Origin of the sequence: Streptomyces sp. NPDC091209, from assembly GCF_044757755.1 — a bacterium.
Classification (GTDB): domain Bacteria; phylum Actinomycetota; class Actinomycetes; order Streptomycetales; family Streptomycetaceae; genus Streptomyces.
On the sequence record NZ_JBIVVR010000014.1, the window covers coordinates 1 to 24,141 of the forward strand.

21 protein-coding genes are annotated in these 24,141 nt (G+C 70.0%); 8 read left to right on the forward strand and 13 right to left on the reverse strand.

Annotation, left to right across the window (positions count from 1 at the left end):
- Positions 1–77 precede the first annotated feature (77 nt).
- Positions 78–377 carry a hypothetical protein gene (locus ACIQRL_RS32390; protein ID WP_401338246.1) on the reverse strand — a complete coding sequence of 100 codons (300 nt, stop codon included), beginning with the start codon at positions 375–377 and terminating at the stop codon, positions 78–80.
- Positions 378–1,549: 1,172 nt separating this feature from the next.
- Positions 1,550–2,473 (reverse strand): LysR family transcriptional regulator, encoded by a 924-nt coding sequence (locus tag ACIQRL_RS32395; RefSeq protein ID WP_401338248.1) that lies wholly within the window; start codon positions 2,471–2,473, stop codon positions 1,550–1,552.
- A gap of 131 nt (positions 2,474–2,604) precedes the next feature.
- Between ACIQRL_RS32395 and ACIQRL_RS32400 the strand changes: the two genes are divergently transcribed.
- Positions 2,605–3,438, forward strand: coding sequence for an inositol monophosphatase family protein (locus ACIQRL_RS32400; protein ID WP_401338250.1), 834 nt, complete (start codon positions 2,605–2,607; stop codon positions 3,436–3,438).
- Between the two features lie 41 nt (positions 3,439–3,479).
- A complete protein-coding gene (locus tag ACIQRL_RS32405) occupies positions 3,480–4,076 on the forward strand; it encodes an NADPH-dependent F420 reductase (RefSeq protein WP_401338252.1) in 597 nt (198 codons plus the stop codon).
- A gap of 210 nt (positions 4,077–4,286) precedes the next feature.
- Here the strand turns inward: ACIQRL_RS32405 and ACIQRL_RS32410 are convergent, their stop codons facing one another.
- The 4 genes from ACIQRL_RS32410 to ACIQRL_RS32425 form a co-directional block, all read right to left on the reverse strand.
- A complete protein-coding gene (locus tag ACIQRL_RS32410) occupies positions 4,287–4,901 on the reverse strand; it encodes a hypothetical protein (RefSeq protein WP_401338254.1) in 615 nt (204 codons plus the stop codon).
- Complete coding sequence (locus ACIQRL_RS32415) at positions 4,898–5,485, reverse strand: RNA polymerase sigma factor (RefSeq protein ID WP_401338257.1); 588 nt, start codon at positions 5,483–5,485, stop codon at positions 4,898–4,900. The genes ACIQRL_RS32410 and ACIQRL_RS32415 overlap by 4 nt, the downstream gene beginning before the upstream one ends.
- Positions 5,486–5,822: 337 nt before the next feature.
- The gene (locus tag ACIQRL_RS32420; protein ID WP_401338259.1) at positions 5,823–6,215 is read right to left on the reverse strand and encodes a DUF5958 family protein; all 393 of its coding nucleotides are present in this window, start codon (positions 6,213–6,215) and stop codon (positions 5,823–5,825) included.
- Positions 6,216–6,260: 45 nt separating this feature from the next.
- The gene (locus ACIQRL_RS32425; protein ID WP_401338262.1) at positions 6,261–6,713 is read right to left on the reverse strand and encodes a hypothetical protein; all 453 of its coding nucleotides are present in this window, start codon (positions 6,711–6,713) and stop codon (positions 6,261–6,263) included.
- A 535-nt stretch (positions 6,714–7,248) separates the two neighbouring features.
- On the opposite strand from ACIQRL_RS32425, the gene ACIQRL_RS32430 reads away from it, so the two are divergent.
- Together ACIQRL_RS32430 and ACIQRL_RS32435 are read left to right on the forward strand one after the other, a co-directional pair.
- Complete coding sequence (locus ACIQRL_RS32430) at positions 7,249–8,607, forward strand: exonuclease domain-containing protein (protein ID WP_401338264.1); 1,359 nt, start codon at positions 7,249–7,251, stop codon at positions 8,605–8,607.
- A gap of 1,310 nt (positions 8,608–9,917) precedes the next feature.
- The gene (locus tag ACIQRL_RS32435) at positions 9,918–10,385 is read left to right on the forward strand and encodes a hypothetical protein (RefSeq protein ID WP_401338267.1); all 468 of its coding nucleotides are present in this window, start codon (positions 9,918–9,920) and stop codon (positions 10,383–10,385) included.
- A gap of 126 nt (positions 10,386–10,511) precedes the next feature.
- On the opposite strand, the gene ACIQRL_RS32440 is transcribed toward ACIQRL_RS32435, so the two are convergent.
- Positions 10,512–11,360 carry a LysR family transcriptional regulator gene (locus tag ACIQRL_RS32440; RefSeq protein WP_401338270.1) on the reverse strand — a complete coding sequence of 283 codons (849 nt, stop codon included), beginning with the start codon at positions 11,358–11,360 and terminating at the stop codon, positions 10,512–10,514.
- A 103-nt stretch (positions 11,361–11,463) separates the two neighbouring features.
- Between ACIQRL_RS32440 and ACIQRL_RS32445 the strand changes: the two genes are divergently transcribed.
- The gene (locus ACIQRL_RS32445) at positions 11,464–12,207 is read left to right on the forward strand and encodes an SDR family oxidoreductase (protein ID WP_401338272.1); all 744 of its coding nucleotides are present in this window, start codon (positions 11,464–11,466) and stop codon (positions 12,205–12,207) included.
- A gap of 434 nt (positions 12,208–12,641) precedes the next feature.
- Here the strand turns inward: ACIQRL_RS32445 and ACIQRL_RS32450 are convergent, their stop codons facing one another.
- A complete protein-coding gene (locus ACIQRL_RS32450; RefSeq protein WP_401338274.1) occupies positions 12,642–15,806 on the reverse strand; it encodes an AfsR/SARP family transcriptional regulator in 3,165 nt (1,054 codons plus the stop codon).
- 375 nt (positions 15,807–16,181) lie between these two features.
- Here ACIQRL_RS32450 and ACIQRL_RS32455 point away from each other — a divergent pair, with 375 nt between their 5' ends.
- Complete coding sequence (locus ACIQRL_RS32455; RefSeq protein ID WP_401338276.1) at positions 16,182–16,601, forward strand: hypothetical protein; 420 nt, start codon at positions 16,182–16,184, stop codon at positions 16,599–16,601.
- Between the two features lie 205 nt (positions 16,602–16,806).
- On the opposite strand, the gene ACIQRL_RS32460 is transcribed toward ACIQRL_RS32455, so the two are convergent.
- Positions 16,807–17,925, reverse strand: coding sequence for a fatty acid desaturase family protein (locus ACIQRL_RS32460; RefSeq protein WP_401338278.1), 1,119 nt, complete (start codon positions 17,923–17,925; stop codon positions 16,807–16,809).
- Positions 17,926–17,932: 7 nt separating this feature from the next.
- Positions 17,933–18,988 (reverse strand): ferredoxin reductase, encoded by a 1,056-nt coding sequence (locus tag ACIQRL_RS32465; RefSeq protein WP_401338280.1) that lies wholly within the window; start codon positions 18,986–18,988, stop codon positions 17,933–17,935.
- Positions 18,989–19,075: 87 nt separating this feature from the next.
- Here ACIQRL_RS32465 and ACIQRL_RS32470 point away from each other — a divergent pair, with 87 nt between their 5' ends.
- On the forward strand, positions 19,076–20,215 hold the full coding sequence (locus ACIQRL_RS32470; protein WP_401338283.1) for a helix-turn-helix domain-containing protein: 1,140 nt from the start codon (positions 19,076–19,078) through the stop codon (positions 20,213–20,215).
- A 338-nt stretch (positions 20,216–20,553) separates the two neighbouring features.
- Here the strand turns inward: ACIQRL_RS32470 and ACIQRL_RS32475 are convergent, their stop codons facing one another.
- The 3 genes from ACIQRL_RS32475 to ACIQRL_RS32485 all read right to left on the reverse strand — a co-directional run bounded on the left by ACIQRL_RS32475 (position 20,554) and on the right by ACIQRL_RS32485 (position 23,796).
- Positions 20,554–22,233: a glycoside hydrolase family 27 protein gene (locus ACIQRL_RS32475; protein ID WP_401338285.1), complete on the reverse strand. Its 1,680-nt coding sequence runs from the start codon at positions 22,231–22,233 to the stop codon at positions 20,554–20,556.
- A gap of 970 nt (positions 22,234–23,203) precedes the next feature.
- Positions 23,204–23,596, reverse strand: coding sequence for a hypothetical protein (locus ACIQRL_RS32480; protein ID WP_401338287.1), 393 nt, complete (start codon positions 23,594–23,596; stop codon positions 23,204–23,206).
- A complete protein-coding gene (locus ACIQRL_RS32485) occupies positions 23,593–23,796 on the reverse strand; it encodes a hypothetical protein (RefSeq protein WP_401338289.1) in 204 nt (67 codons plus the stop codon). The genes ACIQRL_RS32480 and ACIQRL_RS32485 overlap by 4 nt, the downstream gene beginning before the upstream one ends.
- A 21-nt stretch (positions 23,797–23,817) precedes the next feature.
- Between ACIQRL_RS32485 and ACIQRL_RS32490 the strand changes: the two genes are divergently transcribed.
- Complete coding sequence (locus tag ACIQRL_RS32490; protein ID WP_401338291.1) at positions 23,818–24,132, forward strand: hypothetical protein; 315 nt, start codon at positions 23,818–23,820, stop codon at positions 24,130–24,132.
- Positions 24,133–24,141 lie beyond the last annotated feature (9 nt).

The window sequence follows — 24,141 nt, forward strand, 5'->3', positions numbered from 1 at the left end:
CGGCGCGCCTGCAAAGGGGCGCGCCGGGGCCGGTTCCGGTGTGAACCGCCGGCCGCCCTCACGGGCGGATGCCGGCGTCAGCGACGGGGTGAGTGGTGGCACTCCTGGTGGGCGGGGCGCCAGACGCGGATCCACTGGCCGGGGTGCCAGTGGTGGTGCCGGTCCCGGAACGCCGGGCGCCACTGCCGTGCCCAGTGGCCCGCCGCCCTCTCGCAGTGGTGCGACCCCGCCGAGGGCCGGTGATCCTGCGACCCCGCCGACGGCCGGTGGTCCTGCGGGGCGGCCGACGCGGTACCGACCGTACCGACGACCGCGCCCGCAGCCAGGGCCACCGTCGCCGCCCCCAGGGCCGCGGCCCTCTTCAACCCGTTGATCATGTTCAGACCTTTCCGTACGAACCGGGGCTGACGCCCCGGCACTGCCCGGACCATTCGGCCGGACACGTACTGATCCTCACCCCCGGTCATGACCAAATCGCCCTAGAAATCCGCTTCTTAAGAAATGCCAATTAATTTCTCATTCAGCGCAAATAGTCATATATTCATGCTAATAACGTGGCCCGTCACGCGGCGGCAGTCAGCCATCCGGGGCGCAGCGGATCGTTGAGGGTTCTGAACGAAGAGCAGAGGCCTGCTTCATCGGGGAGCGTTGAGCGCCGGGTATGGACGCCCGTCCCGCGCGGTCCGGCAGGCGGTCCGAGGAACCGTGTTGGCAGGCAGTCACAGCCCGTCGCTCGGGGGATGTCGACGGGGCACGACTGCTGCCACGGTCCCACGTTCCCGCGTAGGTCGCCCCATTCCTGGCGTCCGGGTCTGAATGAGGTTGCGGAAGAGCGGCGAGCGCCCCGTCGACTTCACACCGACCAGGCCCTTGCCGCACTCGCAGGCGAAGCGGTGTCCGAAGCCGGGCCGGGCGGCGGTGAACCGCGGGTCGGCCAGGGGCTCCGGGAACGCGGTCGGGAGATGCGCGAGGCGCACAAGGACCTCGCCGGGGCTGGGCTTGGGCAGCCGGCCGGACCGGTCCGGGCTCATGGGCCGCTGTCCCGCAGGACTTCCACCGCGCGCGCGGCGACGAATCCGGCTCGTGCTGGGTCCGGCGGCCCGTCGGCCGCCGGTGGCTGTCGCCGCGCCCGTGTGGCAGGCGGCCATCGACGCCGGCCGGCCCGCCCCGGGCCAGGAACCTCTCACGGCCGTGGGCTGTCCCGTACCGCCCGAAGGCGCGGCCGGGCCGTGGGTGATCGGGGCCGACGCACGGAGCGTGGACCTCGGCGGCGGTACGTGGGGTGCGGGCCGCCTGACATGCGCGGAGCGCGGCGTCGGCGTGTGGCGTGGGACCCGCTCCCCCGCTTCGGTCTCCACCCGAGCCGCCGTGGGCCTGGACGGCGTAACGCCTGTGATCACCAAGGGGTACGGGGTGCCGATCACGAGTACATCGGCAAGGAGCCGGCGGTGCAGGTCGGTCAGGTTCACGCGGCCAGCCGGCACGCTCCGAGCAGCAGATCCCGGTTCAGGAAGGCGACCAGGTCCTGACGCTGCCCCTCGGCCGGAACTCAGTGCGTTGCCTGATCCCGGCCTCTCCCCGGACCCGTCAGCGCGGTCCGCGCCAGGTCGCGTAGCCACACATGTGCGGGGTCGGTGTCGTAGCGCTGATGCCACGACAGGTACACCGGGGCCGGGGGCAGTTCGAACGGCAGTGGGAGGAGGGCCAGACCGAGATCCGCGGCGGCTGAGAGTGTCGTGGATTCGGGGGCCGTGACAAGGAGGTCGGACTCGCGCACGAACTCGAATCCGGCTCGTTCGGTGGGCGCGGTCGCCACCACACGTCGGGTGAGGCCAAGCCGTGCCAGGGCCTCGTCGAGAGCGTTGTCGAACCTTCCGCGCCGCGAGATGGTGATGTGCTCGGCCTCGGCGTACCGCGCGGCGGTGACGGCTTCGGCACGGGCGAGCGGGTGCCCTTGCCGCATGACGATGACCTGGCGGGTTTCGGCCACCTGGTCGGCGCTGATTTCGGGCTGGGCCGGGCGGTTCGCGTTCGCCTCGAGGTCGATTTCGCCGCGCCGCAGTTCGGGGGTGTCGATGCTCGATTCCGCGATGAAGCGCAACCGTACGCCTGGTGCCTGCCTGCGCACTTCCGCGAGGAGCGTGGGGCCGCCGAGGGCGACGAGGGAGTCGTGCCAGCGGAGCGTGAAGGTGCGCTCGAGTGTCGTGAGATCGAGTTCACGGCTTGGCGCCAGCACGCTCTGGACCTGCTGGAGCAGGTCGTGGACCTGTTCCCGGACGGCGATCGCGTACGGCGTCGGGGTCATGGTGCGTCCGGTGCGCACCAGGATCTGATCGCCCGTCGTTCTCCGGATCCGGCCGAGGCTTCGGCTCATCGCCGGGGCGGTCACGTGCAGGCGTTCGGCCGCGCCGGTCACGCTTCCTTCCTCCAGGAGCGCGTCGAGAGCGGCGAGCAGGTTCAAATCCAATTGCATGCGAGTCACTCTAGCCGTGCTTTACATGCACTTGAGGTTAATGCTTGCTGGTCATACCTTCGAGGTGCGGGCGCAGAGATCGATCGTTTCGCGCCCTCGGCTTCATCCCCTGCTGAGATGGGAGTACCGCCATGCCCGAATCGATCCAGAGCACCGGAAGTGCCGCGGCCACCGGTTCCGTGTCCGACGCCGAACTGCTCGCGCAGACCGCGATCGCCGTAGGTGCGGCGGGCTCGGTGCTGCGGGAGCGGTTCGGCGGCGTGGTCCGCCACCGGACGCGCGAAGAGCTGATGCGCGCGCTCGCCGCCAACGACGAGGCGGCCCTCGATGTCCTGCGCCCACGCCTCGCGCTTCTGCGCCCGGGGGCCGGCTGGGTGGAGGAAGAGCTCGAAGGCGGGGCACTGCCGTCCGGCGAGTGGTGGGTCGTGGATCCTGCTGAAGGCAATGTCAACCACCTGCACGGCCTGCCGGAGTGGGCGGTGACCGCCACACTCGTGCGCGACAACCGGGCGGTGCTCACCGCGGTCCACCTGCCGTTGACCGGCGAGACCTACACCGCGCTCGCGGGCGGCGGCGCCTACCTCGACGGCCGGCCGCTGCGCGTTTCCGAGGCCACGGACCTCGGGCTGAGCCTCGTGGCCACGAGTCAGGCCAGGCCGGACGAGGACGAAGCGATCGTGCGGCGCATCGGCTCCTCGATCACCGCGATGCTGCTGGACGCGCTCGTGGTGCGGACGTCCGTGCCCGCGACCCTGCATCTGCTGAACGTGGCCGCCGGCCGGATCGACGTCTTCTGGCAGTTCGCCGGGGCCCGGGCGGACCTGCTGCCCGGCGCACTGCTCGTAGCCGAGGCCGGCGGACGCATCTCCGACGCCGAGGGCCGCCCCTGGACGCCGCAGAGCGAGAGCTTGCTGGCCGCCTCGCCCGGTGTTCACGCCGACGCCGTCGCCACGCTCTCGCGCTGACGACCTCCAAGAACAACAAGCACCGGAAGGACCAGATCAGCATGACCATGATCGCCGTACTCGGAAACGGCCGCGTCGGCGGCAGCCTGTCCGCAGCCCTGACCCGGGCCGGGCATGAGGTGACCGTGGCGGACCGCACGCCCGGCGCCGCCGCCGACGCTGCCCGGACAGGGCAGATCGTCATCAACGCCACGCCGGGCGCCGGCTCGCTGGAACGGCTCCTCGCTCTGCGCGAGGAGCTGGACGGCAAGATCCTCGTGGACGTCTCCAACGCCACCGTCGACGGACCGGACGGACTGCCCGCCAACCTGCTCTACCCCGGCTCAAGCCTCGGGGAGCAACTCCAAGCTGCGCTCCCCGGCACGCGCGTCGTCAAGACGCTCAACACCATGCTCTACACGGTGATGACAGCGCCTGCCGCGCTCGTCCAGCCGCCCACCGCCTTCCTCTCCGGTGAGGACCCGGGGGCCAAGCAGGCCGTCCACGGGCTTCTCGAAGACCTCGGCTGGCACCGGGAGTGGATCACGGACCTCGGCGGGATCGAGACCGCGCAGGCCGTCGAGGCCGCAGTCCTGTTCGTGCCTCACGTGATCCGGTCCAGCGGATTCGCGCCCTTCGCCATCTCGATCGCCCGCTGACCGGACGAAAAGCTGTGAGCCACGACTTTTAAACGGCACTTCACAAGCCTCGCCGCAAGACAGCATCCCGGCCCGCGACCAGCTGTTCCACCTGCACTTCACGCCGGCCGGCTCATCCTGGCTGAACCTGGTCGAGCGATGGCTCGCGGGCTCCGCCACCCGGAGCACCCCGGATCGCCCTTACATGTCAACTGGCGTAAACCGTCGGTCTCAACCGCCTGCCACGGGCCTGGAGCCGATGGCTGCGCAGGCTGCCTCCTTTGTGGGGTAGCCGTCCGCCGGGTAGACCACCGGCCCGCCGAGTTCCCCATGGCCGTCGGTGGCGGAGGACTCGCCGCTGTCGGGCTGGGCGTTGGGGAAATAGCAGGCCGCGAACCGGGCCGGCTTGGGAGTGTGTGGCACTGTGCCCTGTGGGGGCCGGTTCCACATCCGGTCCCAGGCCGCCGCGCAGGAACGCGCCGCGTCCTGCGGATCGAAATCCTTCATGGCTTTGAGCGGCAGCTGGCTCAGGTCCGCCTCGGGCGACAGCGTGCGAGCACACATGACATTGCGCCCGTCCACGCCCCATGGCCCGAATGTGGCCACGGCAGCCGTGGTGGCGCCCCCGAGGAGGACGGCCGTGACCGCACCCACCATGAACAGGTGCCTGCGCCGCCCGGAACCGGCCGTGCCACGCGGCTGCTCGGTACGTCGCAGGACCTCCCGCAGGACGGCCTGGCCGTCTTCGGACGCCGCCCAGCCGTCGGTGCCGTCGCCGGTGGGGCGCAGGGCGCGGACGGCGTCGAGGTCGGACGCCTGGCTGCGCCTGGTGACGGTCTGCTTCATGCTGACTCCCGTTGGGTGAAGTGGGCCTGGGCAAGAGCGCCATGGACCGGCTGTGCATGGCCCGCACGGGGCAGCGCCGCCCTGAACCTTTTGCGTGCCCGGTGCAGGCGCACAGCGAAGGCAGTGGCCGTGCAGCCCATGACCACGGCCGCCTGCTTGGCCGTCAGTCCGTACCAGGCACTCAGCACGAGTACCTCCCGGTCCTGTTCGGAAAGCGCCGACAGCGCGGCGGCCACCTCGGCCCGCGTCCCTATCGCGTCCCCGATCTCCGCGGCCCCCGTCCGGTCGGCCATCACCGCCAAGCGCTCGGTCAGCGCACGGTGCCGCTGGTCGGACCGCACGCGGTTGGCGAGCAGCCGCCGGGCCGAGGCGAGCAGCCACGGCAGGGCATCGTCGGGTACGGACCCGGACTTGCGCCAGGCCAGCACGAAGGTCTCCGACAGGATGTCCTGTGCTGTCTCCCGGTCCGTACGGTGCAGCAGATACGCCAGGACCCGATCAGCATGAGCCGTATAGAGAGCCTCCAGGGCCCGGTGTCCGGCCGGGTCACCGTACTCCCCGGCGGTTGTTCGTCGTCGTCTCACAGCACCTCCATGTTCAGCCCGTCAACGGCTGTCAACCGGGAGATGTACGGCCGGGCCGGATCTCTTACAGCCCCTGGCGAATTCAGGCTCGGGCCATATCGGCAGGCGTGACACGGAGCACGAGCCTGCCGTGAGTACACACCCCGCGCGAGTCCGCCCCTGCGCGATCGCCCGGCACACAGGCCGGACCGCTGGACGGGAGCGCCCGGCATCGCGGATGCCCGTGACCGTAGTGCAGATGCAACCGGGCAGGTTCGCAAGGGAGTTCACCGACCGAGCGCTTGGGCCTTGCCGACATCACGCCCACAGCCCAGGAGCGGGCGCTGAAGCTGTTGATCTAGTGATCATTGCAGGATTTCTGGTCGTTGTGACGTTCGGAGCAGAAGCGCTCGCGACGTCGTCCGTCGGCGATTGCGAGTACCGCGACCAGCAGCCGGAACGCCTTTCGGCGTTCGTCGCGGGGAGCGAGAGAGGCGATCTTCCCCAGTTGATGGTCGATCCGACCGCGTGTGATCAGTACCGCGGGCGTGTGCGTCGGGCGCAGCCCGGCACGCAGGATGTTCTCCGGTCCGTCTTCGGCGACGGCGCGTGCCTGGAGACAGTGGTGGCGCAGGAACAGCAGCGCCTCGGACTGCTCCTGCGGGCGGAGTGCGTCGAACCATGTGATGCCCTGTGACATCGGACGGAGCCCCTGGGCAAGTTCGTTGAGCATGATGTCGCGTTCGATCAAGGCCGCGTCCCATCGGACAAGCGGCGCTTCGCCGCGGAGTCGAGGTCAGTGGAACCAGGCGACAAGTCGCACATGGTCCGCTCCGTGGAGTTCGCTGAGTGTCCGCATCACGTTCCAGACCGGTCCCCAGGCAGTTTCGTCTCCGGCGACCAATTCTCGGCTTCGTGTGCCGGAAATATCTGTTTCCTGCCAGTCGGTGGAGGCAAGCTCGGCCCAGGTGATCCATGTCGTGCCGTGGACGTCAGGAGGTCCGCCGCACGCGGCGTATTCGGTCTGCAGACTCTCGGACGCGTCGCCCGGAAAGCCGCGACCTTCGGCCAGAGGGCGGAAGCCAAAGGAGTTCCGGATACCGAAGACGCAGGCGAGGGCGTCATAGGCGTTGCCGTTGTTGAGCAGGAAGAGGTCGATGGCGGCGTGCCACACGGAGTCCTCGTCGTCAGGGCCCCAGAGGCGGGCACCTGGTCGGCACTCGACCATCCCGCTGACTTCGGTAGACATGCGGGCATGCTGCCCGCACGGCCCATGAGTCGGCACCTGCTTTTCCTCTGACCCGCCTCGCCATCAGTTCCAGCGGCCGCCTCAGGCGCTCGTGCCGGAGACAACGCGAGCGATGTGGTGGAAGGCGATGGATACGCCTTGCTGTTGCCCCGCCCCCGCGGGTAAGAAGCCAGCCCGCCCCTGCCCGCCAGCTCAAGCGCTCAGCGCCGGCAAGTCGACGGCTCACCTGCCGGGTGAAGCACTCAGGCTCAATGCGTGTGGCTGAAAACGCCAGTTGGCGGCCTTCGCCAAGTAGCACGCTCGCGAGGTGGTAGCCAGGCGTTCCTCGCGGGGCCCGTGACTCCGGGCTCGCGTTCGCCGACGACTTTGTGGACGACGCCTCGGCGTAGCCCCGCCGACCAGCCTCACGGGCCCGTCACCATGACCCCGCCGTTCTGCACCGAGGGCTGCTGGGACAACTTTCATGCCGCAGTTGCCTTCACCGGGAGCAGCCTCCATGATTCCTTCACAATATTGATCAAGTTGGGGGGACAGTGTGTTCAACCTGGGCTTTCTCACCAGGGACCCGTCGGGCGCCAGCGTCGACGACGTGCATTTCGCGGTCGTGGACGTGGAGACCACCGGGCTCGACGCGGGCAGCGACCGCATCGTGGAGGTCGCGGTCACCCGCATGACCGGCGACGGCAGCATGCTGGGCACTGCCTCCACGCTGGTGAATCCCGAAAGCCTGCCGATTCCGGCCGAGGCGAGCCAGATCCACCGCATCTACCCCCGGGACGTCGCCGACGCCCCAACATTCGGGCAGATCGCCCCCGATCTGCTGCACTTGCTCGACGATGCGATCGTGGTGACCCACAACCTCGTGTTCGACGGGGCGTTCCTCACGGCCGAGTTCCGGCGTGCCGGAATCACCGTCCCCGCCATGCCCGCCCTGTGCACCCAGGTCACCGCGCTCAGTCAGCTCATGGACACCCGGGTCAGGTTGCCCACTCTCACCACGCTCATGCTGCGCCGGCGCCTGGGCAAGGCCGCGCACAGTGCTGCGGTCGACTCCCGCTGCACTGCAGCGCTCCTCCACCAGTTCCTCAACAACGCCCCCGCAACCCTCCGTTACGTCGGCACCGTGCCGACACCGGCAGCCGACCGGGCCTTCGCCGCGCCGCAGCGTTTCCGGCCGGCCGCCGGTCGCCAGCCGCAGTGGCCGGACCTGTGGTGGCAGCAGGGAAATGCCAACGGGGCTCCTCGGTGGCATCAGCACTGGCAGGGGCGAGAGACAGCCGCCCAGACGACGTTGGAGTGGCGCGAGGCCGTCGAGGTGCCGGGCATCGAGGTGGTCGCCCCGCCTGCCGTCGAACACAGCCGCGAGCAGATCCTCACCCGGCGCGCCCGCCAGGTCCAGGCCATGGGCAGCCTCGGCGACTACACACCCGATCAGCGTGGGGAGATGGCCGAGCGGACCCTCGCAAGGATCCGCAGCTTCGGCAAACTCGCACCCGAACGGCAGGCTGAGCTCCGCGAAGCCTTCACAGCGCGTCTTGCGGTGAACGGCGGTGACCTTGCGGAGGCCTTCGACCGCGTCAAGGAGCAGTCGATGAACCGGGTCCTGTGCCCGCGGGACGCGAAGATGCACCGTATAGGCATCCCGTGCAACACGCTCGACTGGCCCGACGGCGAGCTTTGGGAGTACCTGCGCGAACAACTCGATGATATGGAGACCGACACCTCCCGCTTCGCCGAGATGATGTACCGGCACCGGGAGTCGCGCGGCATCCTCCGTCCCAGCCCGGCCGAACAGCAGGCAGCCCAGGCTGAACACGAAAACCGTGCCACCGTCATCAGGGCAGCCCTGACAGCATGTGAGGCCCGAATCTCCGACAGAAGAGCGCGGCTTTGACCACCTCCCCCAGGGCCTGCAGGCGAGTTGAAGGCCCTGGGGGATTCCCCCGCGCAAGGGCGACTGCGCGGCATGGAAGCACTCAGGGGCCAAGACATGCGACCCACCATGCCCCCAGGCGGCGACCCGCCCCCACGCTCGAACTCGATTGGGTATAGCGCGAGGGGGCGCACCGTATGCGGTGCGCCCCTACGACATCTTCGCCTGTTCAGCTGCGGCCAGGTGGAACCACTCGACCGACGTCCCAGCAAAACGCAGGGCAACAATGCCCCACTTCTTCTTGTTACTTACTGTCATGTGACCTCCTCCCTCGGAACCCACTGCGGGTCCCGCCTCCCGTACGAACGACGACCCGTCCGCATCTTCCTCAACTTGTCGTGGCTCCAGAGGAGCCGCTTCGCATGCATCCAGAACAGTCCTGAACAGCTCCCAGGCCGCATGGGCTGCCAGGAGAGCCAGGAGCAACAACACCAAGAACGTCCACCACGGAGTCGAACCCGTCACCATGGCCATAGCTCAGCAGGCGAAAATGTCAATACTTATTGTAACAATTTGCTGACATTTTGTCAAACCCTCCTGTGTCCAGTGCAGTTCCCCGAAGCATCAGCGAGCCGCACCCTCCGGGGAAGCCAGCGGCTTCTCTTTGGCTTCGGAGTGACGTCGGCGGGTTTCGAGGGAGTGCCAGCGGTTCACCTCGCACGCCGATGCCCCGCCCGCCTTCGTCCTGGCCAACGACGCCCTAACGGGAGTCGGGGCCGACGTCGGATTCGGCGAACTCGGCATGCGCTGGATCCGCTGTCGTCCTGGACGCCGAGACGGAGCGGGCCAACATCGATCACTTCAATGCCGGCCGGCCCGCTCGGACCTTTCGACCGCAGGCGGCTCAGGCATCTCCCGGAGTTGAGAGAGCTGGGGTGTACCGCCGCGGCAGGACGGGCGTGGCCCGTCATTCGGGGGACGTCGACGGGCCATGCCGCTTCTCACGGTCCCCTGCGCAAGGCCGTGCTCGGCGCATTCCCGCAACACGGTCATCGGCTGCCGTGGCGGGAGACCGTCATCCCCGATCACTCCGAACTCAAGAGTCCCCAGCCTGGGACGGCCGTGTCGTTCGTTCACCTCCGCGGCGGGGAATCTCTTCCCCGCCCAGAGCTCGCCGTGGATCAGCTTCGCTACCTCACCTCTGTCATCCGCAACCGCCGGCGAGCACGGCCGCGGCGGCGCGTGCATCCTCCAAGGGGCATCGAACGCACAGTCAGGCCGACTTACGATCAGGGCAAGGACCAGTCGTCTGCCACATCGAAGGGGAGCTCATGGCAGAGCTTGTGCGGCAGCAGGACGTGAATGCGTACGTGGGCTTTCACGCCTTCGGGCTGCAGGAGTCCGACGACGCGGACCTGCCGCTTCCCTTCCCGGACGACTTCGACCGGCATGCGTTCCTCAGCACTCACCCGGGGCGCCTGGACATCACCAGCGGTGGTCATACCCACACCGCCGCGGTCGGCGTCGAGGTGTGGGACGGGCCGCCACCCCGGCAGGACCGGGCCGACTGGGACGAGACCGCCGAAGCCGAATTCGAGTCCATCAGTGGTCAGGTAGCCGTGTGGTCCATGCACACGGGCCGGATGGACGACCTGATCACGCTGGCGGATTCCGGCGGTTCGTGGCACGTCCGTGTCCACTGTGCGGGCCGGGCCGAGGCCGCAGCCCTGTCGGAGGGCGAGGGCACCGGCCACGGTGTGGAGCGCTACCTCGTGCAGTTCTGGCCCGCCAAGTCCTGAACCGGCTGCGGCGGGAACAGCCGGTCCAGGACTGCTCCCGCCGCGGCGCAGGTCAGGTGACGGTCTTGGCAGACCGGACGCCGTCCCCGAAATCCAGCACGGTGTCCCGGCGTTCACCGCCGTCGGTCACAGGGCAGTGGCGGCGCGGACCAGCCCCGCGACCGCCGTTGAGCGGCTGTGCGGGGGCCAGGCGATGACCGTGGTGACGTGGGGGGCGTCGGGGACCGGTACGGCGGTGAGGTCCTCGCGCAGTCCGGTGCGGCCCGACTCCGGCACGACCGCGCAGGCGCGGCCGAGGGCGATGAGCTGGGTGAGTTGCGTGTGGTCGCGCACCTGCGGTCCGGGGCCGTCCGGGAAGGTGCCGTCAGGGCGAGGCCAGCGGGGCAGGGGCAGGTCGGGAAGGTCGGTGACCTCGGCGAGCCGCACGTGGGGGCGGGCGCTGAGAGGGTGGCCCGCCGGGAGGATCGCGACCTGACCCTCGCAGTGCAGGTCCTCGGTGTCGAAGCCGGCCGTGTCGTCGAACGGCCGATGCAGCAGGGCTACGTCGGCCCGGCCGTCGTGCAGCACCCGTGCCTGCTCGCCCGGCCCGCACAGCACGACGTCCACGGCGACGGCGCCGGGCTCGGCGGCGTAGGCGTCGAGGAGTTTCGCCAGCAGTTCACCGGAGGCGCCCGCCTTCGCGGCCAGGACCACGGCGGGGCGGCCGGTCGCCGCGAGGGCGGCCCGGCGGGTGCGCCGTTCGGCGGCCTCGACGGCGTCCAGCGCCGCCCGCGCCTCCCGCAGCAGCACCGCCCCTGCCCCGGTCAGGGCGACACCCCGGCTGCCGCGCTCCAGCAGGAGGGCACCCAGGCGCCGTTCGAGCCCGCCGATCGCCCGCGACAGCGGGGGCTGGGCGATCCCGAGCCGCCGCGCGGCCCGGCCGAAGTGCAGCTCTTCGGCGACCGCGACGAAGTACCGCAGCTCACGTGTCTCCACCCCGCCAGCCTAACCGGGACGGCCAGGAGCGATACCCGGGCGGTATCGCCGTCCACCCAGTCGGTCTTGGACGCCCTGCCCGGCGGGGAGAAGTATCGATGTCATGAGTGAGACGAACACCGTGAACCACCACAAGGTCGCGCTGGTGACCGGGGCCAACAAGGGCATCGGGTACGAGATCGCCGCCGGGCTCGGCGCCCTCGGCTGGTCCGTCGGAATCGGCGCGCGGAACGAGGAGCGGCGCGAGGCCGCTGTGGACAAGCTGCGCGCGGCCGGAGCCGACGCGTTCGGCGTGCCGCTGGATGTGACCGACGACGCCGGCGTGACGGCGGCGGCTCGGCTGCTGGAGGAGCGTGCCGGGCGGCTCGACGCGCTCGTCAACAATGCGGGGATCACCGGCGGCGGACCGCAGGAGCCCACCACGGTCGACGTGAACCGGGTACGGGCGGCCGTGGAGACCAACGTGATCGGCGTCATCCGCGTCACCAACGCCCTGCTCCCTCTGCTGCGCCGCTCGCCGTCGCCGCGGATCGTGAACGTCTCCAGCAGCGTCGGCTCCCTCACGCTCCAGACCACGCCCGGCGCCGAGACGGGCCCCATCTCCGTCGCCTACGCTCCGTCGAAGACGTTCCTCAACGCCGTCACCGTGCAGTACGCCAAGGAACTGGCCGACACCCACATCCTGATCAACGCCGTCTGCCCCGGTTTCACGGCGACCGACCTCAACGGCTTCCGGGGAGTGCGCACCCCCCAGCAGGGCGCAGCCGCCGCGATCCGGCTGGCCACCGTATCGGCCGACGGGCCGACGGGCCGCTTCTTCGACGACGAGGGAGAGGTGCCCTGGTGACGCGCTTCCGGTTCGCGCCGCCCCGGGGAGACGGCGCATGCGCGTCGTTGTGACCGGCGCCGTCACGCCATGCCGGTACGGCCGTCGGGCCCGAGCCGCCGGCGGACCACGAGGTGAGGGACCGAAAGGCACCCAGCGTCTGTGACAAGCAGCCTGCCTTCCGGGTGACAACCAGGCTGCTTCGGCCCGGCCCTTCTGCCGACCTGTTCGGCTCCGCCGGTGACAACTATCGGGCCTCGGCGCAGTTGGACGGTTCAGCGAAGCGGCGAAGCTCCTGGTGGACGGGTTCTCGACCAAGACCACCCGTACCGCCAGGAGCTTCGCGTGCTTGTTGACCCGTTACGAGGTAGTGGCGGGTGTTCGGCAGCCGGCCTTCCCGCCCCGCCGCCCGGCCGACGTCCTTGCGGGGCGCAACCCCTGGTCTCGGATGTCCGTCACAGCGGACCAAGCCCGGGTCGAGCCTCGCCCGGGTGAGGAGACACACCCTGGCCGTGCTCCCGGCGCGTGGAGAGGAGGGTCCTGCGCGTCTCCTCCGCGCGGGGGGAGCCCAGCGCGGTGTACAGGGACAGCGCCTGGTGAAGGTGGTCGATGGCCTGCGTCCGCTCTCCGGTGTCCCGCCGGATGAGGGCCGTACCGATGTGGGCGCGGGCCTGTTCTTCCTGTTCTCCGATTCCACGGGCCACTTCCAGCGCTGCCGCGTGGGCTTCGAGGCCTTCGGTGTGCTGTCCGGTGCCGTGCAGGGCCTCGCCCAGGCCGTTGAGCGCGCCCGCCTCTCCGTAGGGTTCTTTCGTCCGGCGGAAGTGGGCCAGGGCCTGGTGCTGGTGCTCGGCGGCTTCCTTGTACCGGCCCTGATGGCAGCGCGCGTCCCCCAGGTTGGACAGCGCGTGGGCTTCTCCGCCGGTGTGTCCGAGCCGCCGGAAGAGGGCGAGGGCCCGCTCGAAGCGCTCGGCCGCGGCCGAGTGGTCGCCCAGTCGCGCCAGGACGATCCCCATGTTCCCGAGGGTGCTGGCCTCTCCGAACGCGTGGTCCGTCCGCCGGTACAGCGCCAGCGCCTGCCGGTATCGCTCGACCGCGGCCTGGTAGTCCTCGAGCAGCTCCTGGACGATGCCGAGGTTGTTCAGTACGTCGGCTTCGCCGTGGGCGTCGCCGGCCGTGCGGAACAGGCCGACCGCTCTCTCGTGGTGCTCGGCGGCCTCGCGGTACCGGCCCTGCAGCTCGTGCAGTACGCCCACGTTGGTGAGGTGCCGCGCCTCTCCCGCCGGATACCCGGCGCTGCGGCACAGTGCCAGCGCATCCATGTGGTGCCGGTGGGCGCTCTCGTAGTCTCCGAGCCGGCGGTGGACCGCGCCGACACAGGCAAGGACGTCGACCTGGCCACGGGTGTCTCCCGCCTCGCGGGCCGCCCGCAGGGCGTGCGTGTGAAGGGTCAGCGCGTCGGCGAAGTGCCCCGAACGTTCGTAGTGGCGGTGGAGTGTGGTGGCGATCCGTACGGTGTGCCGGGACGGCCCGGGCTCCTCGGTCCGGGAGCACAGTGCCACCAGTGTGGGCTGCGCGGTGCGCAGCCACGCGCGGCACTCGTCGGCCGTACGCAGGGGCGGCAGACCGGTGCCGGGTATGTCGACGGCGGGACGCAGGTGCCGTTCGGCGGGATACAGCACGTTCATGGCCGCTGCCGACGCCGCCAGGCAGTGGTCCAGCAGGCGGTTCAGTGCGGCGTCGCGCTCCGCCGGCCCGTCGTGCCGGCTCGCGAGTTCCGCGGCGTAGGCGCGGAGCAGGTCGTGCATGCCATGGCGGTCGGGTGCGATCCGGTGCACCAGGTGCGCGCGGGACAGGGCGTCCAGGGACCGTCGCGTGCGTTCCACGGTGTCGCCGGCCAGGGCGGCGGCCGCGTGGACGTCCGTATCGGGTCCCGGGTGCAGGCCAAGGAGCCTGAACAGGCGTGCCTCGTGCTCGGGGAGGCGGTCGTAGGACCAGGAGAAGACGGCCCGGACGGCGGCCCGGGGATCTCCGTCGCCGGAGTCGAGCAGGTCCAGGCGCCGCCGGTGGTCGCGCAGTTCCTCCGTCAGGTGGGCCAGCGGGTCCTGGGGACGTGACAGGGCCAGTTCGGCTGCCACCCGCAGGGCCAGGGGCAGGCGCCCGCATTGTTCGGCCAGGGCTGCGGCAGAGGCGTGGTCGGTGTCGACGCGTGCCCCGATCAGGTCACGCAGCAGGGTGTGCGCCTCGTGCGGGGACAGGACGTCGAGGAGCACTCGGTGCGCGCCGTGCAGCGACACCAGGGAGGACAGCGAGTCCCGGCTGGTGACCACGACTTTGCATGTCTGGCTTCCGGGCAGCAACGGGCGTACGTGCGCGGCGGAGGCGGCGTTGTCGAGGAGGATGAGCAGCCGGCGTCCGTCGACCGCTGTGCGGTAGCGCGCCGCCCGGTCGTTGAGCCGCGGCGGTATCTCCTGGGCGGGTACTCCCAGGGCGGTGAGGAACCCGGCGAGGGCCTGTGCGGCGGAGACCGGTTCGTCCGGATCGTAGCCGCGGAGATCGACGTAGAGCTGTCCATCGGGGAATTCCTCCCGCATGCGGTGTGCCCAGCGCACGGCCAGTGCGGTCTTGCCGACGCCCGCGATGCCGGAGACGGCGGAGACGACCGCTGCCGCCGCGCATTGCTCCTCGTCCGTGCCGTCTGCGGAGATCAGGCGCCGTGTGAGTTCGGCCAGTTGCTCCTCTCTCCCGTTGAAGTGGCTCACGTTCATCGGGAGTTGGGCGGGGACCGGGGCGGGGACCGGGGCGCGCGTACGGACAGCGGCCGGGTCGGATCCCACGCCCGGCGGCTCCTGCCGTCCGGTGCGGCGCAGCATCTCCTCGTAGGCCGCCTGCAGTTCACGGCGCGGGGCCACGCCGAGTTCGAGGGAGAGCTGCCGGCGGATCCCTGTGTAGGTGTCCACTGCTTCGGCGGTTCTTCCGGCGGTGGCCAGGCTCTGGATCAGCGCCACGGCGAGCGGCTCGCACAGCGGGTGCTCCGCCAGCAAGGGCTGCAGGACAGCGGGTACTTCCTTGTGCCTTTCCTGTCGCGGCAGGGCGTGGGCCCAGGCGAGCGCCGCCTGCAGGCGTTCCTGTGTCCAGGCGGTCCGTGTGCGCTCCGCCCACTCCCCTGCCAGCCCCGCCAACGGCGCACCGCGCCACAGGCGCAGCGCCTCCTGCAGGATGTGTGCGCGGCGGGCGCCGGACAGGTGCGGCTCGCGGCCCTGCAGGACGAGCGAGCGGAAACGGAGCAGGTCGACGGTGTGCTCGTCCGCCTCCAGAATGTATCCGCCGGAGGATCGCCGGATGCACAGCGGTGTCCGGGGCGCCTGCGCCTCGCCCGCGCCCGCCGTGGGTGACGCACCGTCAAAGAGCCGCCGCAGACGGCTGATGTGCGAATAGAGGACCGACCGCGCGCCGTCGGGCGCGGCGGTGCCCCAGACCCGTTCCACCAACGTGCTCACGGGGACCGGCCGGCCGGTGTCGGCCGCCAGCGCTGCGAGGACCGCTCGACGACGTGGCTGCCCGACGTCGACCACGTGCCCCGCGACGTGCAGTTCCACAGGTCCGAGCAGGCGCAGGTTCATCGTGCCTCAGGTGGGATGGGCGATGGAATGGCCGTCCTGCGGCGGGGACTTGGTCCGCCCGAGCGGGAGCCGGTCTTCCGAACGGCCCTCCGTCATTGGTTCCGGGGCGGTCGCAGGACAGCCGTCACAAGGTTTTCGCAAGGTTCACCGTTGATCCTCAACCTACATGCCTTCGGGCGGACCACGGCAAGCGCCGCGGCCGCGGGGAACGCCGACACCGGCTCACGCAGGGCTTCCAGGGACAACCTGGCACCCGCCCTGCCAGAGGTCGGGCGAGGCGCGGCCGAGCCGGCGCAACAAGAGAACGGACCATTCATGCGCACGATGATTTCCCGAGCGAACCGGACAGCTGTCACTGTCGTTGCCGCCGCCTTCATGGCGTCCGCAGTAGTTGTCGCGGGGGCGACGACCGCCTCCGCGGAAGGCTGCAGGGGCTCCCTGTGCGGCGCGGTGAAGAACAGGACCGGCGAGACGATGCACTACACGATGAGTCTCGGCGAGGGCCCCCACTACTGCGACGTGTGGAACTGGGGCGGCGGCACCGGCAGCGAGTTCAAGCACGCCAAGTGCAAGCAGGAGTCGTTCGGCAACGGAACGCGGGGCGGCAACGGGACCGGCCATGACGTCGACGCCTTCACCTTCGTCGGCCACGGCTACCACGAGCGGTTCTCGCGGGTCGGTACCTGGCACTGGCGGGCGAAGGGGGTCTGGACGAAGGTCCGGACCGGAGAGATCGGCGACTGCGGTATCGGCGACAACAACGAGGTCTGGTGCACCGTGCTCGTGCAGGTCTGAGAGGGCCCCGCAAGGCGGCGGGCACGTGTGTGCCCGCCGCCTTGCGGCGTGAGGGATGAGCTGCACCCCGTTTCGTGGAGTCCCCGGCCTGCCCCGGATCCCGTGTCGTACGGTCTGATGTCGCGGCCGCCCACCGTCCGCAACGGATCTCACCGAACCGGCGGTGCCGCCGGTTCGGCCGGGAGATCTGAACCGATACCGGAAGTCAGGCGGCGACGAGCTCCTGTTCGCGGTCCGGCGTTTCGACCTTGGGCTTCTTGTTCGGCAGCGAGAGCCGGAAGACCTTGTGCCACGCGGAGAACACCTGCTTGGGCAGCGGGCCGGTGACGTACTCCAGCTCGTACTTCTCGAACAGCGCGCGCACCTTCACCGCGACCTCGGCGTACCGGTTGCTCGGCAGGTCCGGGAACAGGTGGTGCTCGATCTGGTGCGACAGGTTGCCGGTCATGAAGTGCATGGCCTTGCTGCCGCTGATGTTCGCCGAGCCCAGCATCTGGCGCAGGTACCACTGGCCGCGCGTCTCGCCCCTGATCGACCGGCGCTCGAAGACCTGTACGCCCTCGGGGAAGTGCCCGCACATGATCACCGAGTGGGTCCAGACGTTGCGGACCAGGTTCGCGGTGAACGTGGCGGCGAGTGTGGGGAGGAACGACGGGCCCGACAGCAGCGGGTGGATCACGTAGTCCTTGAGCACCTGCTTGCGGATCTTGCGGCCCACGGCCCTGGCCCGCTCGCGGAACTCCGGGTTCTTGCGGCGGCGCTTGTGCAGGTTCTTGCCGAGCTCCAGGTCGTACGCTGCGATGCCGTACTCGAAGAAGCAGGCGTTGATGAAGTTCCACAGCGGCTGGCCGAGGTGGAACGGGTGCCACTTCTGGTCCTCGTCGACGCGCATGATGCCGTAGCCGAGGTCGTTGTCCTTGCCGATCACGTTGGTGTACGTGTGGTGCAGCTCGTTGTGCGAGTGCTTCCACTGCTCGGACGGCGAGACGTGATCCCACTCCCAGGTGGTGGAGTGGATCTTCGGGTCCCGCATCCAGTCCCACTGGCCGTGCAGGATGTTGTGGCCGATCTCCATGTTGTCCATGATCTTCGCCACGGACAGACCTGCGGTGCCGAGCAGCCACGCGGGCGGGAAGATCGAGAACAGCAGCACGCCCCTGCTGACCAGTTCGAGCTTGCGCTGCGCCGAGATGACCTTACGGATGTAGGCGGCGTCCTTCTCGCCGCGGCCGGCGATCACCTCGTCGCGGATCGCGTCCAGCTCGCGGCCCAGCTCCTCGATCTGCTCCGCGGTCAGGTGGGCGGTGGGGTCGATGGCGGTCAAGGTGCTCCTACCGTTCGATGTCGCAGGGGCCCGCCGCGGCGGACACGCAGGTCTGGATGAGGACGCCCGGCTCGGCCTCGGTGATCTCGCCGGTGCGCAGGTCGCGGACGGCGCCCGCCTTGAGCGGCGTGACGCAGCCGAAGCAGATGCCCATGCGGCACCCGGAGGGCATGAGCACGCCGGCCTCCTCGCCGATGTCCAGCAACGGCGTGGCGCCGTCCGCGTCGACACTCTTGCCGGTGGCGCTGAACGTGACCTTGCCGCCGTCGCCGGCGACGACGATGCCGGGGCGGAAGCGTTCGGTGTGCAGGCGCTCTGGGACGCCGTGCTCGCTCCAGTGCTCCTCGGCGGCGTCGAGCAGGCCCGCGGGCCCGCAGGCCCAGGTCTCGCGCTCGGCCCAGTCGGGCACGAGTTCGTCGAGACGGGTGATGTCGAGCAGGCCGTCCGTGTCGGTGTGCACCTCGGTGAGCCGCAGCTTCTTGTCCGCGACCAGCTCGTGCAGTTCGCCGCGGAAGATCACGTCCTGCGGCTGCGGCGCGCAGTGGACCATGACGACGTCGTCGAACTCGGTGTCGCGCAGCATGCCCATCACGGGCGTGATGCCGCTGCCGGCCGTCAGGTAGAGCACCTTGGCGGGCTTGGCCTGCGGCAGCACGAAGTCACCGGTCGCCTGGTCGAGCTGGATCAGCGTGCCCGGCTTCGCCCTGCGGACCAGGTGGTTGCTGACCTTGCCGTCCGGGATCGCCTTCACGGTGATCGTGACGCGGCCGTCCTCGCGGTTCGTCGGCGAGGTGATGGAGTAGGCACGCCACAGGCGCACCCCGTCGACGTCGACCCCGATCCGCACGTACTGACCGGCTGTGTGGCCGCGCCAGCCCCGTCCCGGCCTGAGCACGATGGTCGCGGCGTCACCCGTCTCGGGGTGCACGGCCTCGATGCGCCCCCGCAGGTCGGCGCCCGCACGCAGCGGGCTGACCAGGTCGAGGTAGTCCGACGGCAGCAGCGGCGTCGTGACCATCTCCAGCAGTTTCCACGCCCTGCTGCGGAGGGCTGTACTCGTCATGGCCCCAGCTTGCTGCGTCTCAGGGCGTAAAGTCCTGACCGCAGGACGTGAATCTGATCGGCGGAATTGTTCGCAGGGAACAAAAACGTGAGCCATGCAATCCAGAGGGCCAGCGAACTGGCCCTGGACGAGACGACGGTCACCGCACTTCGGGCCGCGCTGAAGACCACTGCCGACGAGGTCGTCCAGGCGATCATCGACGAGGTCCCTTCCTACGCCAACGCCCTTTCGGGCCACATGGGCGCCACCATCCGCCGAGCCGTCCGCACCGCCCTGGGGCACTACCTGGACCTCGCGAGCGGGAACGCCACAGGCGGCGACGCCGGTGACGCGGCCTACGAGCTGGGCCGCGGCGAGGTGCGCGACGGCCGTTCGATGGACGCCCTGCTCAGCGCCTACCGCGTCGGCGCCCGCGTGGCCTGGCGATGCCTGGCAGCGGGCGCCGTACCCGCGGGCCTGCCCGCCGCCGAGGTCGCCAAGTTCGCCGAGCTGACCTTCGCCTACATCGACGAGCTCTCCGCCGCGAGCGCCGCGGGCCACGCCGACGAACTGGCCGCCCGGGGCAGGGACCACGAGCGCCACCTGGAACACCTGGCCCGCGACCTCCTCGCCGGCGCGAGCCCGGACGTGCTGCTGGCCTCTGCCCAACGGGCCGGGTGGCAGCCTCCGGTTTCACTGACCGCGGTCCTGCTGCCCGCCGCCCAGGCCCGGCCCGCCTACCGCGCGCTCGACCCGAGCACCCTCGTCCTGGACGATCTGCCGGACGCCACCGGTGTGCTGCTCGTCCCCGATGCCGACCGGTCACATCTCTTGCGGCAGCTGACCGACCGCACCGCCGTGGTCGGCCCGGCCCGGCCATGGACTCGTGCGTCCGCCTCGTACGCACGAGCCGCCCGCGCGCGCTCCCTCTCCTCCGATATTCGCGACACCGAGGACCACCTGCCCGAGCTGGTGCTGAGCGCCGACACGGACGCGTTCGCAGACCTGCGTGCCCGAGCCCTCGCACCGTTGCGGACCTTGCCTGTCGCGACCGCACGGCGGCTGGAGGAGACGTTGCGGGCGTGGCTGCTGCACCAGGGCAGGCGGGACGAGGTGGCGGCGGTGTTGTTCGTCCATCCCCAGACGGTCCGGTACCGGATGTCGCAGCTGCGGGAGCTGTTTCCGGATCTCACATCGCCACACCGGGTCCTTGAACTGACGCTGGCGGTCGGTCTTCGGGCCGGCTGACGCGTACGTCGACCGTCCACGACCGCGTTCCGCGAGCGGTCCAGGAATCGTGCCTCGTTCTCGGTGACTGCTTCCTCCGGAAACCTTCCGTCCCGGTATCAAGCTGTCCAGGTCAAAGGGGGAGCTTCGCTACGGGCCGGAGCCTGGTTCAGGACACTCCCCGTACTGGCGCTTCCCTGACTGCGTGACGGGCCGGTCGCGGCCCGGCGGCCCGGATCGTGTTCGTGGGCATCGGATCCGGGGCGCGCCGGACGGTCTGTCCGACCGGCCCCGGTCGGTGCGGGGCCGGCCGGTGGGCAGAAACGGCGCGAAGGCACTCGCGGTGTGCCCCGGTTCGTTCAGCTCAGGCGCCACTGCTGGTTGGCGCCCCCGTTGCAGTTCCACAGCTCCAGCTGCGTGCCGTTGACGTTGCCGGCCGGTTGGTCGCCGCCGGTGACGTCGAGGCACAGGCCGGACTGGACGCCGGTGATCGTGCCGTCGGCGTTCAGGCGCCACTGCTGGTTCGTGCCGCTGCCGCAGGTCCACAGTTCGACCTTGGTGCCCGCGGTGGTCGCGGCGCCGGTGGCATCCAGGCACTGCGTGCCTCCGTACAGCCGCAGTTCGCCGGCCGCGGTCAGGGTGGCCTTCTGGTTGGCGCCGCCGTTGCAGTCCCAGATCTCGATCTTCGTGCCGGGCGCGGTCTGGTTGTCGAACGCGTCGAGGCAGCGGCCGGAGGAGGCGCCGACGAGGGCGTGCGTGGTGCCGGTGCTGGTGGCCGAGCCGGTGGACACCCGGAGCAGGACCGTGCCGTGGCCGGGCACGGTGGCCGAGATCGCACCGCTGGTGGTGGTCTTCACATGCGACCACAGGTTGTCCAGGCTGTAGCCGGCGGGCGAGGCGGGCAGGCCGACCGCGGACGCGGTCGTGGAGATGGTGGCCGCGCCGGAGTTCTCGTTGAACAGCGCCACCGACACGTCGCCGCCGGCCAGTGGCTTGGCCAGTACGTTCAGGCCTCCGGCGGAGGACACCTGCACCCCCTGCCTGCCGAGCGCGTCCTGGTCGACCGCGACGACGTCCCGGTCCCCGAGGACGGACGCTGTGGCGGCAGTGGAGTTGGGCAGGTCGTTGCCCGTGATCAGCGGGGCCGCCATCTCGGCCCAGAGACTGAACTCGCTGCGGTCCTCGGTGAACGACATGCCGCCGTTGCCGACCTCGAGCATGTCGGGATCATTCCAGCCACCGGGGCCGGCGTACTGCGCCAGCTTGACGTTGGCGTGGAAGATCGACAGCAGGGAGCCGTAGCTGTCGTTGATGTCGCCGGTGGTACGCCACATGTTGCCCACGCCCGCGCCCCACGTCCACACGTTGTCCACGCCCCACTCGCACAGGCTGAACACGATGGCGCGGCCGCTGCCGGCCAGGGCGTCGCGCATGGTGGTGTCGCGCCGCTGGGCCGAGGTCCCGTCGTCGTTGCAGTTGTCGTACTTGAGCAGGTCCACGCCCCAGGAGGCGAAGCTGTTCGCGTCGGTCTGCTCATGGCCGAGGCTGCCGGGGTAGCCGGCGCAGGTCTTCGTGCCCGCGCTCTCGTAGATGCCCAGCTTCAGGCCCTTGCCGTGCACGTACGCAGCGGTGCCGCTGATGCCGTCCGGGAACTTGACGGGGTCCGGCACGAGACGGCCGGCGGAGTCGCGGCTGCCGGCCATCCAGCAGTCGTCGATGTCGACGTAGGTGTAGCCGGCCGCGGCCAGCCCGGAGGAGACCAGGTAGTCGGCGACGGATTCGACCTTCTGCTCGGTGACGTTGCATCCGAACTTGTTCCAGCTGTTCCAGCCCATCGGCGGGGTCAGGGCCAGCCCGTTGGGCAGCGCGCCGGCCTGTGGTGCGGTGCCCAGGACCCAGGCGGCTGAAGCGACGAGCAGGGCCAGGACGGTGCCGACCGCGGTACCGGTGCGTCTGCGGGCGGGGTTACGGCGGCTGCCGGTGCGGGCCGGGACGTACTCGGGGTGGAATGCGCGGCGTGTCCGGAGTGTGCGGGCCATGTGGAGCGTGCGGGGCATGTGGAGGCGCACGTTGTCCTTCTTTCGGATGGGGGCTACCCGATGGGCACTCAGGCTCGCGGACAGGCTTGGGTGACCCCGCGTCAGGTGTGAGAACAGCCGAAGGGGATGACAAAGACGCATGATGGGTAAGGGTGGAAAGTTTTGGATTCTGTGCGAATGCCGGGCCATACCGTCGCAGTCCACACAGGCTCCGTCAAGGGTGTACACAGCAACCGGAGCGAAACTCTGGTGCCGGTGCTCATCGGCGTCGTCGCCGACCAGGCCGTGAGCAGCGGCGACAGCAGTCGGCTGCCACTGTGACCGGCCGTCCTCACCGTCCTCCACATCCGCCTGTCGTGACTCCTCCCCCGGCTGAAGCCAGGGGCTTCTCGCTATGCCGGGTTGGCGTTGCGACGGACCAGCCCCGGCCGCCGCCGTAGAACGTTGGTGGCTGCCACGGTCTCGGCGTGCGCGTTCAGCTGATCATCGACGAACGGAAGGCCAAGCGGCGGCAGATACCCGGCCGGGGCAAGCTATAGCCGCTCCGCCCGACCCCACCCGGCACTGGGCTGCTCCCGGCGGATGAGGACAGCGGTTCCCAGCCGGCGCATGTCGGATGAACCCGTCGGCGGCAGCGCGACGGACAGGTGGGTGGCTTGCTGAAATAAGACCCGGAGGAGGGCGCGGGGCGGTACGCGCCTTCGTGCCGAACTCTGCGCGGTAGCAAGGCCCGGGATGATGGAGCATCGGCTCAGCCGTCCATCCGCCTGTCAAGGGCAGGTCCGTGCAGCCGTCGGCCCTCCCGCGGCGAGGGAGCTAACCCCGCAGGCGCGGGGACGACCGGAGGCCGAGGCCGCTGCGGAACCTGGATCCGGGCGACGCGGATGCGGTGCTGGCGCTGCTGCGGCAGAAACCGAGGGTTAGCCGGTAGCCGACATGACACGGTCCCGGCGGTGTGCACCGGAACCGGTCAGGCTTGGGAGCCGGTGCGCCACGAACGGATGGCCGCCGCGGTGTCCCTCAGTCCTGCCTCCCCGGCGCGGATCTCCCCGGCCAGGGCCCACAGAGCCTTGGACTCCGGGGCGACCGGCCGGCCGGAGAGCTGCATGTATGCCTGGGCGGCCGACCAGCCGATGACCAGGTTGTAGTCGGCGAACGGTTTCAGCGTGAGCGCGAGGTACAAAAACGTCGCCGCACGTACCTCCGGCTCCTCGTAGTACGGAGAGCCCGCGATCTGCTCGTAGCGGTGGGCGGTGCCCGTCCAGTGCAGGGCCCCCCAATCGCTGATGTCCACGTTGGGAGGTGCAGCCTCGGACTGGATCGTGAGCAGCCATCCTGGATCCACGTAGACGATCGGGCTCACCGAAGGCCTTCCGGAGCGTCCTCGACGGCGGCCAGCGCTACGGAGTAGGCGCTGCGGGCAGCGTCCAGGAACGCGGCCCGGTCCACCTCGGCCACGAGCACCTTGTGCGCAAGGGAGCGGGTGGAAACACCCTTGGTCTTGGCGTAGTCGTTCAGACGTTCCAGTTCTTCAGGGCTGAGGTCCACGGAGATTTTCGGCATAGACCCACCATAGAGGCAGGAGTGGAGGCACTGCTAGAGGCATTGCGGGCGGGAGTGTGCCGGGCACCGCCCGGCACGCAAGGCCTGGCACCCTTTGGCCTGCTCACGCTGCGCCCCGCCTCCGGCATCACTGAGACGCTCCGCACCGAGCAGGAGACCAGCATCAAGGGCCGCCAGATGATCGAGCGCGCACGATCCCTTGAGGGCCGCCGAGTGCCCGTCCACCGCTATGACGAGCCGAAGGCCGGCGGGAAGTTCGAGAACGTCCGCGTGGTCGCCCACCTCCTGGGCCTGGGGGCACCCTCGCCAACGACGTCGCCCGCCAGATCCTCGTAGGCGACGAGG

Bases quoted from the DNA above. Each gene is read 5' to 3' on its own strand.
- ACIQRL_RS32435 (WP_401338267.1), top strand. From the start codon at position 9,918: ATGGCAGAGCTTGTGCGGCAGCAGGACGTGAATGCGTACGTGGGCTTT.
- ACIQRL_RS32405 (WP_401338252.1), top strand. From the start codon at position 3,480: ATGACCATGATCGCCGTACTCGGAAACGGCCGCGTCGGCGGCAGCCTG.
- ACIQRL_RS32450 (WP_401338274.1), bottom strand. From the start codon at position 15,806: ATGAACCTGCGCCTGCTCGGACCTGTGGAACTGCACGTCGCGGGGCAC.
- ACIQRL_RS32475 (WP_401338285.1), bottom strand. From the start codon at position 22,233: ATGGCCCGCACACTCCGGACACGCCGCGCATTCCACCCCGAGTACGTC.
- ACIQRL_RS32400 (WP_401338250.1), top strand. From the start codon at position 2,605: ATGCCCGAATCGATCCAGAGCACCGGAAGTGCCGCGGCCACCGGTTCC.
- ACIQRL_RS32465 (WP_401338280.1), bottom strand. From the start codon at position 18,988: ATGACGAGTACAGCCCTCCGCAGCAGGGCGTGGAAACTGCTGGAGATG.
- ACIQRL_RS32455 (WP_401338276.1), top strand. From the start codon at position 16,182: ATGGCGTCCGCAGTAGTTGTCGCGGGGGCGACGACCGCCTCCGCGGAA.
- ACIQRL_RS32395 (WP_401338248.1), bottom strand. From the start codon at position 2,473: ATGCAATTGGATTTGAACCTGCTCGCCGCTCTCGACGCGCTCCTGGAG.
- ACIQRL_RS32425 (WP_401338262.1), bottom strand. From the start codon at position 6,713: ATGTCTACCGAAGTCAGCGGGATGGTCGAGTGCCGACCAGGTGCCCGC.
- ACIQRL_RS32390 (WP_401338246.1), bottom strand. From the start codon at position 377: ATGATCAACGGGTTGAAGAGGGCCGCGGCCCTGGGGGCGGCGACGGTG.
- ACIQRL_RS32445 (WP_401338272.1), top strand. From the start codon at position 11,464: ATGAGTGAGACGAACACCGTGAACCACCACAAGGTCGCGCTGGTGACC.
- ACIQRL_RS32410 (WP_401338254.1), bottom strand. From the start codon at position 4,901: ATGAAGCAGACCGTCACCAGGCGCAGCCAGGCGTCCGACCTCGACGCC.
- ACIQRL_RS32485 (WP_401338289.1), bottom strand. From the start codon at position 23,796: ATGCCGAAAATCTCCGTGGACCTCAGCCCTGAAGAACTGGAACGTCTG.